This window comes from Pseudomonas sp. ASL7, from assembly GCF_056680375.1.
Map to the genome: position 1 here is coordinate 5789769 of NZ_CM155279.1, position 12818 is coordinate 5802586.

Annotated in this window: 12 protein-coding genes; 11 read left to right on the forward strand and 1 reads right to left on the reverse strand. The window is 58.1% G+C overall.

Features of this window, described 5'->3' with window-relative positions; translation table 11 throughout:
* Positions 1–328: 328 nt before the first annotated feature.
* From cyoA to cyoE, 5 genes are read left to right on the forward strand one after another with little or no spacing between them, the layout of a single operon-like run.
* Complete coding sequence (gene cyoA, locus AC1MDT_RS26680; protein ID WP_480419705.1) at positions 329–1273, forward strand: ubiquinol oxidase subunit II; 945 nt, start codon at positions 329–331, stop codon at positions 1271–1273.
* 3 nt (positions 1274–1276) lie between these two features.
* Positions 1277–3307, forward strand: coding sequence for a cytochrome o ubiquinol oxidase subunit I (gene cyoB / locus AC1MDT_RS26685; protein WP_480419706.1), 2031 nt, complete (start codon positions 1277–1279; stop codon positions 3305–3307).
* A 3-nt stretch (positions 3308–3310) separates the two neighbouring features.
* A complete protein-coding gene (locus AC1MDT_RS26690; protein ID WP_480419707.1) occupies positions 3311–3937 on the forward strand; it encodes a cytochrome o ubiquinol oxidase subunit III in 627 nt (208 codons plus the stop codon).
* Positions 3937–4284: a cytochrome o ubiquinol oxidase subunit IV gene (gene cyoD / locus AC1MDT_RS26695; protein ID WP_480419709.1), complete on the forward strand. Its 348-nt coding sequence runs from the start codon at positions 3937–3939 to the stop codon at positions 4282–4284. Before AC1MDT_RS26690 ends, cyoD begins: the two co-directional genes overlap by 1 nt.
* Before the next feature lie 11 nt (positions 4285–4295).
* Positions 4296–5183, forward strand: coding sequence for a heme o synthase (gene cyoE / locus AC1MDT_RS26700; protein ID WP_480419710.1), 888 nt, complete (start codon positions 4296–4298; stop codon positions 5181–5183).
* 295 nt (positions 5184–5478) lie between these two features.
* Here cyoE and AC1MDT_RS26705 read toward each other — a convergent pair whose 3' ends face one another.
* The gene (locus AC1MDT_RS26705; RefSeq protein WP_480419711.1) at positions 5479–6888 is read right to left on the reverse strand and encodes an aminotransferase-like domain-containing protein; all 1410 of its coding nucleotides are present in this window, start codon (positions 6886–6888) and stop codon (positions 5479–5481) included.
* Positions 6889–7037: 149 nt separating this feature from the next.
* Here AC1MDT_RS26705 and AC1MDT_RS26710 point away from each other — a divergent pair, with 149 nt between their 5' ends.
* The 6 genes from AC1MDT_RS26710 (at position 7038) to AC1MDT_RS26735 (ending at position 12797) form a co-directional block, all read left to right on the forward strand.
* Entirely contained in the window at positions 7038–8138 is a 1101-nt protein-coding gene (locus tag AC1MDT_RS26710) for a hypothetical protein (protein ID WP_480419712.1), read from the forward strand.
* Between the two features lie 42 nt (positions 8139–8180).
* Positions 8181–9461, forward strand: coding sequence for a biotin carboxylase (locus AC1MDT_RS26715; protein ID WP_480419714.1), 1281 nt, complete (start codon positions 8181–8183; stop codon positions 9459–9461).
* A 49-nt stretch (positions 9462–9510) separates the two neighbouring features.
* Positions 9511–10005: a RidA family protein gene (locus AC1MDT_RS26720; RefSeq protein ID WP_480419715.1), complete on the forward strand. Its 495-nt coding sequence runs from the start codon at positions 9511–9513 to the stop codon at positions 10003–10005.
* Positions 10006–10087: 82 nt separating this feature from the next.
* Positions 10088–10570 carry a cupin domain-containing protein gene (locus tag AC1MDT_RS26725; protein ID WP_480419716.1) on the forward strand — a complete coding sequence of 161 codons (483 nt, stop codon included), beginning with the start codon at positions 10088–10090 and terminating at the stop codon, positions 10568–10570.
* 211 nt (positions 10571–10781) lie between these two features.
* The gene (gene yfcF, locus AC1MDT_RS26730; protein ID WP_480419717.1) at positions 10782–11426 is read left to right on the forward strand and encodes a glutathione transferase; all 645 of its coding nucleotides are present in this window, start codon (positions 10782–10784) and stop codon (positions 11424–11426) included.
* A 30-nt stretch (positions 11427–11456) separates the two neighbouring features.
* The gene (locus AC1MDT_RS26735; RefSeq protein ID WP_480419718.1) at positions 11457–12797 is read left to right on the forward strand and encodes a KamA family radical SAM protein; all 1341 of its coding nucleotides are present in this window, start codon (positions 11457–11459) and stop codon (positions 12795–12797) included.
* Positions 12798–12818: the final 21 nt, after the last annotated feature.

A 12818-nucleotide genomic window follows, 5' to 3' on the forward strand; every position in this document is an offset into this window, starting at 1 on the left:
TACAATCGCCCGCACTGAATACCCGGCACTGCTCACCCTGACTCAGGTGGATGAGCAGCAGTAGGGTGTCGAGAGGCCGGTTGGCTTCATGCGATGCCCTGGTGTCGGAGCCTTCCGACTATCCGCACCAAATGGAATTGGTCTGTAACAAGGCCTTTGACCACGAATTCGAATAAGTACTTAACGCTGGCCCAGGATTTGTCGTACAGCGTCTGACGCGCGACGGGCAGCCCTTATTCAATCCAAGAAAAATGCCAACCCTTGGCAGGGTGAAGTGTTGGCGATCAAAACCCAACTGCATTGCGCAAGCTGCTTTAGAGGTCGTGAGATGAGTAAAAACAGGTACCCCAGATTACTAGGCTTATTGCCGCTGCTCGGCACACTGTTGCTGGGAGGCTGCAACATGACCTTGCTTGATCCCACGGGCCAGGTGGGCCTGGATGAACGAAACCTGATCATCACCGCAACGCTGCTGATGCTGTTGGTCGTCGTGCCTGTCATCGTCATGACCTTCCTGTTTGCGTGGAAATATCGCGCGTCCAACACGAGCGCCACCTACACGCCGAAGTGGTCCCACTCCACCAAGATCGAAGTCGCGGTGTGGGCTGTTCCAGTTCTGATCATCATTGCCCTGGGTTATGTCACCTACAAGTCGACCCACGCTTTGGATCCTTACAAACCGCTGGAATCCGACGTCAAGCCGATCACCATTGAAGTGGTCGCGATGGACTGGAAGTGGCTGTTCATCTATCCGGAACAAGGCATCGCCACGGTCAACAAGATCGTGTTCCCGGCCAACACGCCAATCAACTTCAAAATTACTTCCGACACCGTGATGAACTCGTTCTTCATTCCGGGGCTGGGCGGCCAGATCTACGCAATGGCCGGCATGGAAACCAAGCTGCACCTGATTGCCAACAAGAACGCTGAAATGGACGGTATCTCCGCCAACTACAGCGGCGCAGGTTTCACCGGCATGAAGTTCAAAGCTATCTCCACTTCTCAGGCGGATTTCGATGCCTGGGTCAGTGATGTCAAGAAGGCACCTAAACAGCTTGAAAAAGCTGAATACGAAGCCCTTTCCAAACCAAGCCAGAACAATCCAGTAGAGCTCTACTCCTCGTTCACGCCAAACCTGTTCCAGACCATCGTCGACAAGTACGAAGGCATGAAACCGGGCAAGCCGATGCACCACGAAGAGAAAGGGCACGAAATGGCCGCCATGGAAGGGATGGACATGAGTTCGCATTCAGCTGCCGGGGCAGAGGAGTAAACGATGTTTGGTAAATTAAGTTGGGAAGCGATTCCGTTCCACGAGCCGATTGTGATGATTACCATCGCCATGATCGCGCTCGGTGGTCTGGCGGTGTTCGCTGCAATCACCTATTTCAAGAAGTGGACCTACTTGTGGACCGAGTGGCTGACGTCGGTCGACCACAAGAAAATCGGCGTGATGTACATCATCGTTGCCATGGTCATGCTGCTGCGTGGTTTTGCCGACGCCATCATGATGCGTTCCCAGTTGGCCCTGGCCACCGAGGGTTCGCCTGGCTACCTGCCACCTGAACACTATGACCAGATCTTCACCGCTCACGGTGTGATCATGATCATCTTCATGGCGATGCCATTCTTCACCGGCCTGATGAACCTTGCAGTGCCGCTGCAGATCGGCGCCCGTGACGTTGCCTACCCGTTCCTGAACTCCCTGAGTTTCTGGCTGCTGGTGTCCGGCGTTGTGTTGGTCAACGTGTCCCTGGGTGTCGGCGAATTCGCCCGTACCGGTTGGGTTGCGTATCCACCGCTGTCGGAACTGGGCTACAGCCCGGGCGTGGGTGTGGACTACTACATCTGGGCGCTACAGCTATCAGGTCTAGGGACAACGCTGACGGGGGTCAACTTCCTGGCCACCGTGCTGAAAATGCGTACCCCGGGCATGAAACTGATGGACATGCCAATCTTCACCTGGACCTGCACCTGGGCCAACGTTCTGATCGTCGCTTCCTTCCCGATCCTGACCGCTACCCTGGCGTTGCTGACCCTTGACCGTTACATGGATTTCCACATTTTCACCAATGAACTTGGTGGCAATCCGATGATGTATGTCAACATGTTCTGGGCCTGGGGTCACCCCGAGGTTTACATCCTGATTCTGCCGGCGTTCGGGATCTTCTCCGAAGTCATCTCGACCTTCTCCGGCAAGCGTCTGTTCGGCCACCACTCGATGGTCTACGCCAGCGGCGCGATCTCGATCCTGGGCTTCATGGTCTGGCTGCACCACTTCTTCACCATGGGGTCGGGTGCCAACGTCAACGCCTTCTTCGGCCTGGCGACGATGCTGATCTCGATTCCGACGGGGGTGAAGCTATTCAACTGGCTGTTCACCATCTACCAGGGCCGTCTGCGCATGACCAGCCAGGTTCTGTGGACCCTGGGTTTCATGGTGACCTTCGCTATCGGCGGCATGACCGGCGTATTGCTGGCCATTCCGGGTGCGGACTTCGTTCTGCACAACAGCCTGTTCGTGATCGCTCACTTCCACAACGTGATCATTGGCGGCGCGGTCTTCGGCTACATCGCAGGCTTCAGCTTCTACTTCCCTAAAGCGTTCGGCTTCAAGCTGCACGAAGGTTGGGGCAAGGCAGCGTTCTGGTTCTGGATCACCGGCTTCTTCGTCGCGTTCATGCCGCTCTATGTCCTGGGCTTCATGGGCATGACCCGTCGTCTGAACAGCACCACCAACCCTGAGTGGACCCCGTACCTGCACGTTGCAATGTTCGGCGCGATCCTGATCGCGGTCGGTATTGCCTGCCAGTTGATCCAGCTGTACGTCAGTGTGCGTGACCGCAAAAAGCCAGAGAACATGTGCGAAGCCGGCGACCCGTGGAATGCCCACACGCTGGAATGGTCGACCTCCTCGCCACCACCGTTCTACAACTTTGCCGTACTGCCGAAAGCCGAAGGTATCGACCCGTTCACCGAAGCCAAGGAAAACGGTACTGCGTACCGGGCTCCAGCCAAGTACGAGCCGATCCACATGCCAAACAACACCGCGACCGGTCTGGTCATGGGTGCTCTGTTGACCGTGTTCGGTTTCGCGATGATCTGGCACATCTGGTGGATGGCCATCTTCGGCCTCGCCGGTACCGTGATCTACTTCGTTATCCATGCTGCCCGTGATGACCAGGGCTATATGGTGCCGGTCGACGTGATCGAGCGCATCGAAGCCGAGCAGCACAAGCGTCTGGTAGCGGCCAAAGCAATTCCGGCCACCGCCACCCGTGTTGAAACCTCGTTGGAACAGGCTTAAACCATGTCGAACTTAGTGACCAATGCTGGACACACCCATGTCGATGGACATGGGCATGATGACCATCACCACGACTCGGGCGAGATGACCGTATTCGGTTTCTGGCTCTACCTGATGACCGACTGCATTTTGTTTGCGTCGATCTTCGCGGTGTACGCGGTACTGGTTAACAACGTAGCGGGTGGCCCGTCGGGCCACGACATCTTCGAACTGCCTTACGTGTTGGGCGAAACCGCCTGCCTGTTGCTCAGCTCGATTACCTACGGCTTCGCCATGCTGGCGTTGTTCAAAGGCAACAAGAAGGCTGTATTGGGCTGGCTGGCGATTACCTTCCTGTTCGGCCTGGGCTTCATCGGCATGGAAATCAACGAGTTCCACTCATTGATTTCCGAAGGCTTCGGTCCTAACCGCAGCGGCTTCCTGTCCGGGTTCTTCACCCTGGTCGGTACCCACGGTGTGCACGTAACCAGCGGTCTGATCTGGATGGCGATCATGATGTATCAGGTCAATAAGCATGGCCTGACGTCGACCAACAAGACCCGCCTGAGCTGCCTGAGCCTGTTCTGGCACTTCCTGGACGTGGTGTGGATCTGCGTATTCACCGTTGTTTACCTGATGGGGACCCTGTAATGGCTAATGCAGCTCACTCACACCATGGCCACGACAGTCACGACGCCGGCCACGGCAGCGTCAAGTCCTATGCCATCGGTTTCATCCTGTCGGTGATCCTGACGATCATTCCTTTCGGCCTGGTGATGTACCCGTCGCTGCCGAAAGTCTGGACGCTGTGGATCGTATTGGCCTTCGCAGTCATCCAGGTGCTTGTTCACCTGGTGTACTTCCTCCACCTGGACCGTTCCGCTGCCCAGCGTAACAACGTGATCGCGTTTATCTTCGCGGCAATGGTAATCGTCCTGTTGGTTGGCTTGTCGCTGTGGATCATGTTCAGCATCCACACCGTCATGATGGCGCACTGAGGAAAGTCCGGATGTCCTTTAAGCACTTTATCCAAATCACCAAACCGGGGATCATTTTCGGTAACGTGCTTTCTGTGGCAGGCGGATTTTTCCTGGCCTCGAAAGGGCATGTCGATCTGGCCATTTTCCTGGCTGCGATGATCGGCACGTCCCTGGTCGTGGCCTCTGGTTGCGTGTTCAACAACTGCATCGACCGCGACATCGACCTGAAGATGGAACGCACAAAAAACCGGGTGCTGGTCCAGGGCTTGATCTCCCTGAAACTGGCGCTGGTTTTCGCGACCGTCCTGGGTGTTGCCGGCGTTGCCTTGTTGTACAAGGTGGCCAACCCGCTGGCCGCACTGTTCGCGGTGATCGGTTTTGTCATCTACGTCGGCTTCTACAGCCTGTACCTCAAGCGCAAGTCGGTTCACGGCACGCTGGTGGGCAGTCTGTCGGGCGCGATGCCGCCGGTGATCGGTTACGTGGCGGTCACCAACAGCTTCGACATGGCCGCGCTGACGTTGCTGGTGATGTTCAGCCTGTGGCAGATGCCGCATTCCTACGCCATCGCGATTTTCCGCTTCAACGATTACCTGGCCGCATCGATCCCGGTGTTGCCCGTGAAGCGCGGAATCGAAGTGGCCAAGAAGCACATCCTGCTCTACATCCTGGCGTTCCTCGTGGCGACCTTGATGCTGACCTTCAGCGGCTACGCCGGCATGAGCTACCTCGCCGTCGCCGCGGCCATGGGCATGTACTGGTTGTACATGGCCTGGACCGGCTACAAGGCAGTGGATGACACGGTCTGGGCACGCAAGCTGTTCGTGTTCTCGATCTTCACCATTACCGCGTTGAGCGTGATGATGTCCCTGGACTTCAAAGTGCCAAGTGAATTGTTGCTGACGTACGCGCCTTAAGCGTCCGATGCTGTGAAGAAAAGCCCCGCCTTCGAGAGAAGCGCGGGGTTTTTTGTTGGGGCTTGTCCGGGGATCGGGTTGCCGCGTTCGCGAGCAGGCTCCCACACTAGATGAGTGTTATCGCCCGGTTTGCACTCGACGCAGGCCCTCCCTGTGGGAGTGAGCCTGCTCGCGAAGGCCACGATGCGGTGTAGCGACGGTTCGAGGTTAGCGCGCTGCCGTGGGGCCAGCAAACGAATGGCCAAACGCATTTCATGTAGCAGCCTTCGGCAGCTGCTACAGGGGATCGGTGTGCTTAGTTGTCGAGCAAGCGGAAGAACCGTTCGCGCACCTGCAGGCTGTCGCTGTGAGCCACATTGAAACGCAGGAAGTGACTGGCATCGGGCGCTTTGCTGAGTAGGGTGCCGGGGGCCAGCACCAGGTTATTGTCCAGGCCTTTTCTGGCCAGGGTTTCGGCGTGCAATCCCTCGGGCAAACGGGTCCAGATAAATAGCCCTTCACCCGGCAGGGAAGACATCGAGCAACCTGCCTCGACCAGCCAACGCGCCACCCGACTGCTCGACTCATACAGCCTATCCACCGTGCGCCGCGCATGTTTGGTGTAGCTGCCGTCACTGAGCATGGTGCAAGTAATTTGCTCCGCCAATTCCGAGGTTACTCCGCCGCAGGCCATTTTCAGGGCGACCAGTCGTGCCGCCAGTTGCGGTGACAGCACCGCATAACTGACGCGACTGTTGGCAGTCAGTGTCTTGGAGAAGCCGGAGATGTAGCTGACGTTGTCCAACCCGCTCGCCGCCAGACGCGGGGTGCGGCGTTGTTGAATGTCGCAGTACAAATCGTCTTCGAGGATATGGAAACCGTACCGGTGGCTCAGCTCCAGCAAGCGATAAACCTGAGCCGGGGAGAACGAGTGCCCGGTCGGGTTATGCAGGGTGCTGTTGGTCATGTACAGCACGGGCTTGTGAGCAATCAACAACTGCTCGAAGGCCTCCAGATCCATGCCGTCGCAGTCCCGGGCGATGGTAATGACCTTCGCGCCGTGTAGCGCCAGGTTGGCGTGCATGTTGAAGTAGCACGGATCATCAAGCAGCACCGTGTCCCCGGGCTTGATCAACAGTCGCATCAGCAGGTCGATGGCCTGCATGGTGTTGGCGGTGGTGATGATCTGGTCCACCGGGACTTCAATACCGAAGGTCGACAGCTTGACCCGCAACGCCTGGCGCAGCGGCAGGTAACCGCCGGCAACGCCGTATTCGCCCATCCGCAGGCTGGTGGCACGCAAGGTGCCGCGCACCGCTTTGAGCAATTCGTCAGCCGGCAGCCACGAGGTCGGCAGGAATCCGCAGCCGGGACGCAGCGCGCCGTTGTCCAGCAACAGGGCGCGCCGGACCACGCTGAGGGTGTCTTGAGGCTGCAGGTCCGGAGCCGCGTTAGACGGGCTCGTGGTGCTGGCGCGGTGCACGTAATGCCCCGAACCCTGGCGTGAAACCACCAGGCCCTTGGCCCGCAAGCGGTCCAGGGCGTCAACCACCGTCGACTTGCCCACGTTCATCAAGTCGGAGAGTTCGCGAATCGGTGGCAACTTGGCCCCGTGAGGCAAGCCGCCCTGGCTGATCGCTACAGACAACTGATCGACGATCTGCTGGACCAGCGGCACTCCAGGCTGGAACTCGATGGCGGCGATTACTGCTCGCTGAACCTGCATTTTACTGGTCTCTCCAGCAGTAAAGTTCGTTTGATTCTATACGAACTTGCTCTGATCAGAACAAGCCTCTCTCTCTACCATCGCTTTAAGGACTTTCCTGATTGCCGGTGCCTGTGGCCCTGACAATTATTCGGTTGTAGAGGTGTTGCATGAGTGTTCAAACAACGGTCGCCATCGCCAAGCCGGTAATCAACATCCGCTTGTTCACGATCCGGATCATTACCGCCGTGTCGCTGTTCGCGGTACTGGGCAAGGCCAACGTCTGGCTCGATACCGCCACCAACAGCATCCTCGCCCTCGGCTATCGGGCCTTGTTGTTGCTGTTGCCGCTGACCTTGTTGGTGCTGGGCCGGCGGTCCCTGAGCGTCACGCTGCTGTGCGCGGCACTCGGGTTGGTATTGCTCGCGGTCACCAGCAACCAGGGCATGGTGATGTTCGCCGCCGCGTTGTTCGCCTACGGCATTGCGATTGCCGGCTACCTGATCAAGAGCGAAGCGGCCCAGACCAAAGAGGGCGCGGCCTACAACCGCGTGGCGATGAACATGGGCAGCCTGGTGGCCGGTTTGATCCTGCTATCGCCGCTGCTGACCCCAACGATGTTCTTCCTCGGTGCCGCCAGTTTCGTCCTCCTGTGCCTGCCCATCGCCATGGGCGCGACATTCACCACACAACCGGTGGTAGCCAGCCCGGCAACCCGGGACGGCAGTGGCTGGCGCAACAAACTGCCGTGGGTGATCGCGGGCATCATCATGGGCATCAAGTTGTTTGGCGTGTTCTCGATCCTGCCGCAAGCCATCCTCCTCCAAACCGGTGAACTGCCGGCCTGGTATGGCTTGATGCTGATCCTCAACAGCGCCGTGGTGGTGTTCGCCCAGGTGCCGGTGATGAAACTGATCGAGTGCACCGGGCGCTTCAAGGTGGTCGCCGTGATCGGGATCATCATCGGCGGTTTTGCGGTGCTCTCGTCCCCGGCTGCCTTCCATGTCGAAACCCTCGCCGGCGCGCTGATCTGGGTGGCGCTGCTGTCCCTCGCCGAGTGTGCGTTCAGCTACCTCGATTACTTCTCGGTCAAACAAAACAACATGTTCGTCAAGGAAGTCTCCCTCGGCGTCGGCGCCGGGCTGACAGTGCTGATCATGCGGGTCGCGCCGCCACCCTACAACGCTCTGGTGCTGGCTGCCATTGGCGCGGGCGGGATTCTGGCCTGGTACTGGCTCAACCGTAAATCCAACGCCTCGCTGCACGAATGAACCATCGCTTTTAGGTTTTTATCTACATAGGTCGGGTGCTTTATGAATACGACATCTTGCGTAGTAGTGGTCGGGTACAACGGCAATCGGGTACACGATATCCATAAATTGCGCGATCTCTGCAAGGAGCTCTACAACGCCCGCCTGATCCTGCTGGTCGAGAAGATTCAGCCCGGTGACGATCAGGTAGCGGACCACGTCTGCAGCACCTCGCTGGCAGCGCAAGACGTTGCGGCCTCCCTGGAACTGGTGGCGGGTTGCCTGAATGCCGACAGCTGGAAGCTGATCGGAGTGCTGCCGTTTTCCGACCGTGGCGTGCTGCTCGGCGCGGCGCTCGCCACGCATTACGGCTTGCCGGGCATTACACCGGGCGAGGCACGGGCGGGGTTGGACAAACAGATTTTTCGCCGGCTGGAGGCGACTGCCGGCACGTCGCCGGATGACTATCGTCCGGTCTTTTCCACACGCATCGAGAGCCTGTGCGAACTGCGCCAGCGAGTCGTCGAACTGGGTGGAAGAGCCTTCATCAAACCGGCATGCGAAGGCGCGAGCAGAGGCTGCCGGGTGATCCATCATCCGTCGGAATGCGATGAAGCCTGGCAGGCGCTCAAGCCGTATCGCGATGGCGGCATCGTCCTTGAAGAGCTGATCCAGAACGCACGGGAATACAGTTGGGATTACGTCGCCGGCAGCACATGGGTCACGGAGAAAACCACCACTGAAGGCGCCTATCGCGCGGAAATCCAGCAAGTGGTGCCCGCGCCATTGGCCGCGGACGTCCAGGCTCGATTGTCGGCTGCCGGTCGGCACATGTCCGGGTTGGTCTCGCTGGATAACGGCGCCTATCACAACGAAATTTTCCTGCGCCGCGACCGCCTGACCTCGGCGGTGGAAACCAATATGCGCCCTGGGGGCATGCACATCTGGGATCTGGCCCGTCTGGCATTTGTCGATTTCGACCCATGGGAGCGCTGGGTCAGGTGGGCGGTGGAAGGCAAGACCGAGCATCTCGATCCTGTCGCCCGGGGCTATTGCGGTATCCGTCTGCTCAGAGCCCCGGCGGGCGGCCTGTTGCGCGGCGCACCGGACATCGAGTCGCTGGCCCGGGAACTGAACATCGAACTGGTGGAAGCGGTGTACGCCAAGCGCGTCGGTGATTCGGTCACGGCGCTGGTGCAAGACAACACCTCGTTCATCGGCCACATCGTGCTGTTCTGCGAGGACTACGGGCAGCTCAGCGACAACCTGCTGCGCCTGGCCGAGGCGATCGAGTCTCGCGTCGAAGTGGCCTGCCTGGCCGCCCCGGCGAGAGCCGTGGGTTGAGTCACCGGGATCAATGTTTTTTGCAGTATTGATTAAGAGGGCTGGATAAATGATTGAGCAAATGAGCTGTGATGAACGCTTCATCATGCTGGCAAAAGAACTCGGCTACGACATCTACGGTGAGAACACGGCAGGCGGGCAATACGCGCCGCTGATTCGGCACCACGATGAGCTATACGTCAGTGGGCTGGTGCCGCGCATGGGCGGCAAAATCCAGTACCCCGGTCGAGTGGGGCAGGAGCTCAGCCTGTCCGATGGGCAAGCGGCAGCCAGTATCAGCGCCATGCGCGGGCTGGCATTGATCGTGGATGCCATCGGCTCACTGGATAAAATAAAGTCGTTGATACGGGTCACTGTTTATGTGAAATCAACGGCAGATTTTGTTGATCTCAGTGAAGTCGCGAATGGGGCTTCGGATGTATTCAGTCATGTGCTGGGCGATGCCGGTAAACATACGCGAACAACGGTGGGGGTTTATCAATTGCCAAAAAACGCTGCGATAGAAGTGGACATGATCGTGGCCTTGCGGCCTTCAGCGTTATAAATAAATTCGCGCAGCTTTACAGTGCCGAATGGTTAACCTAAGGTTCGGCGCTTAAGTGGGAAGAATAACGCGGAGCGTGCGAATGGATAACTTTCAAGGTGCGTTTTTTTCATATGATGAATTTCGTAAAAGTTTGCACCATCAAACCGTCAGTCCTCGGGTGTGGAAAGGTGCTGAACTAGCGGATATGCGTCAAACCCTCGAGGCCAGTGAGGTGGATATCGTCGCCCTGGCCCACGACAAAAGCATCAAGGGGTGCGAAGTGACACCGGGAATGGCCATGGCCATGCAATGGTTGAAACCGGGCGCCGTGCTGAACGGGCACGCGCATTCCTGGTGGCACCTGTTCGTCATTCAGTCCGGCCGCGGTGCACTGACCCTGGGCGATGCTGATGAAGTGACCGTCAGCCTTGGCGACGTGCTGTTGGTGCCGGCCTGGACGAAACACGGGTTCGTCAACACCAGCACCGTCGAGCCGCTGGCAATGTTGAACATGAGCAACATGCCGCAAATGGCGCTGCTTTCGAACTTTGCCGACAGCCACGGGCTCATCACTCAAGCGTAAATGTCCTGCGTTTTGCCCAAGGGAGTCGGCGTCCGCGGACTCCCTTTTTTCATTTCTGTGGGCCGCTCCCGACCTGGCTGTCGGTTTGCCTGTGGGTACTTTCTGTATCGATAGAAACAGGCAATTTCTGTATCTATCCAGCGTCCAGTCAACTAATTACGATCACTTCCAATACCTGTTAACCAGTGCAGTTAATGAAATGGAGTGGTCTATGGAAAGCACGAAACTTAAACTCTATGTCGGTGCGGATTTTGTCAGTGCATTTGCGATGTCGGCGTTTGTCGCATTGAAGGAGAAGCAACTTTCGTTTGATCTGGTTGCTGTGAATTTGAAAGGTCGTGATAACTATCTAGCGCCTTATCGCGATGTGTCGTTAACGTGCAAGATTCCAACGTTAGTTCATGAAAGTTTTACATTGTCGGAATCCTCGGCCATCGCTGAGTATCTCGATGAACTCACGCCGGGTCATAAAAGACTATTACCGCTGGACATCCAACAGCGCGCCCGCGCCCGTCAACTGCAAGCCTGGTTGCGCAGCGATCTGTTGGTCATTCGCAAAGAGCGTCCGGCGGATCTTATTTACTTCGGTAAAAAAGATAACCCACTGTCCGAGGAAGCCCTGGCGGCCGTAGACAGGCTGTTCTTTGTCGCCGATCGGTTGTTGGAGGGGGGCGCGGAGCATCTGTTCGGTGACTGGAGCATTGCCGACACGGACCTGGCAATCATGCTCAACCGCCTCGTCGCCAATGGCGATCAAGTTCCCGCGCGACTGGCCGCTTATGTGCGCCGGCAGTGGGACCGCGACAGCGTTCGGGCATGGATGGACATAGAGCGCGCAGCGCCTGCCATCCAGTAACCCCGCCAGGACATCACCAGGAGCGCTGCCATGCAGGGAATGTCGGAGCAGGAAAGATACAAACCCTATAACTCACGCACCATTCGCGACACGCCGTACTGGCACAAACTCACGCCGGCGTTGCAGGAGGCCATGACCGTCGTTGCTCGGGTCATGCCGTTTCGCACCAATGAATATGTCCTGGGGACGCTGATCGACTGGAACAACATCCCGGACGATCCGATTTTCCGCATGACCTTTCCCCACAAGGACATGTTGCTGCCGGACGAGTACGCCTCGCTCAAGCACCTGATCGAACGGGACGACGCCGGCGCTATCAAGCGTCAGATCGAGGCGATCTGGCTGCGCATGAACCCGCATCCGGCCGGCCAGCTGACGCATAACGGCGTGACGCTCGACGGAAAAGTCCTTTCGGGCATACAGCACAAGTACCGCGAAACCGTACTGTTTTTCCCCGGTGCCGGCCAGACCTGTCACGCCTACTGCACGTTCTGTTTCCGCTGGGCGCAGTTCATCGGTGAGGAAGAACTCAAGTTCAACGCGCGCGAATCCCAGGAACTGGTGAGTTACCTGGGGGTACACACCGAAGTGACTGATGTGCTGATCACCGGGGGCGACCCGATGATCATGAACACCCGCTCACTGGCCGGATACATTGAGCCGCTGCTGGAGCTGCCCCACCTGAAAAGCATCCGTATCGGCACCAAATCCGTGGCGTATTGGCCGCAACGGTTTGTCAGCGACAAAGACGCGCCCGAGCTGCTGGAACTGTTTAAGCGGATCGTTGCGGCGGGGAAAAACCTCTCGATCATGGGCCACTACAACCACCCGGTGGAGATCTGTCAGGACATCGCTCGCCAGGCCGTCGAACGCATCCGGTCCACCGGTGCGACCTTGCGCATGCAGGCCCCGCTGATTCGGCACATCAACGAAAACCCCGCCGATTGGGCTGCGCTCTGGACCGAAGGCGTTCGACTCGGCGCAGTGCCCTATTACCTGTTCGTCGAACGCGATACCGGCCCCAGCCATTACTTCGCGATGCCGCTGGCTCGCACGTTCGAGATCTTTCAGGCGGCCTATCGAACCGTGTCGGGGCTGGCGCGCACGGTTCGCGGGCCTTCGATGAGCACCTTCTACGGCAAGGTGTTGATCAACGGTATCGAGACCGTCGCAGGGGAAAAAGTCTTCGTGCTGCAGTTTCTCCAGGCCCGCGATCCGCAATGGGTCTTGCGAACGTTTTTTGCGCGATTCGATCCGCAGGCGACCTGGTTCGATGAGTTACGGCCGGCGTTTGGTGAGCGCTCGTTCTTCTTTCAGACCGAGCCGGTGGCAGTCCCCGAATTAATACCGGTCCTGCTGGAAACGGCGTAGGACGATTCATCAGGAGATAAG

What these genes read in the sequence shown, in the direction of transcription:
- cyoB (WP_480419706.1), top strand. Translation starts at nt 1,277, where the DNA reads ATGTTTGGTAAATTAAGTTGGGAAGCGATTCCGTTCCACGAGCCGATT.
- AC1MDT_RS26690 (WP_480419707.1), top strand. Translation starts at nt 3,311, where the DNA reads ATGTCGAACTTAGTGACCAATGCTGGACACACCCATGTCGATGGACAT.
- AC1MDT_RS26715 (WP_480419714.1), top strand. Translation starts at nt 8,181, where the DNA reads ATGAATACGACATCTTGCGTAGTAGTGGTCGGGTACAACGGCAATCGG.
- cyoE (WP_480419710.1), top strand. Translation starts at nt 4,296, where the DNA reads ATGTCCTTTAAGCACTTTATCCAAATCACCAAACCGGGGATCATTTTC.
- AC1MDT_RS26720 (WP_480419715.1), top strand. Translation starts at nt 9,511, where the DNA reads ATGATTGAGCAAATGAGCTGTGATGAACGCTTCATCATGCTGGCAAAA.
- AC1MDT_RS26705 (WP_480419711.1), bottom strand. Translation starts at nt 6,888, where the DNA reads ATGCAGGTTCAGCGAGCAGTAATCGCCGCCATCGAGTTCCAGCCTGGA.
- cyoA (WP_480419705.1), top strand. Translation starts at nt 329, where the DNA reads ATGAGTAAAAACAGGTACCCCAGATTACTAGGCTTATTGCCGCTGCTC.
- AC1MDT_RS26735 (WP_480419718.1), top strand. Translation starts at nt 11,457, where the DNA reads ATGCAGGGAATGTCGGAGCAGGAAAGATACAAACCCTATAACTCACGC.
- cyoD (WP_480419709.1), top strand. Translation starts at nt 3,937, where the DNA reads ATGGCTAATGCAGCTCACTCACACCATGGCCACGACAGTCACGACGCC.
- AC1MDT_RS26725 (WP_480419716.1), top strand. Translation starts at nt 10,088, where the DNA reads ATGGATAACTTTCAAGGTGCGTTTTTTTCATATGATGAATTTCGTAAA.
- yfcF (WP_480419717.1), top strand. Translation starts at nt 10,782, where the DNA reads ATGGAAAGCACGAAACTTAAACTCTATGTCGGTGCGGATTTTGTCAGT.
- AC1MDT_RS26710 (WP_480419712.1), top strand. Translation starts at nt 7,038, where the DNA reads ATGAGTGTTCAAACAACGGTCGCCATCGCCAAGCCGGTAATCAACATC.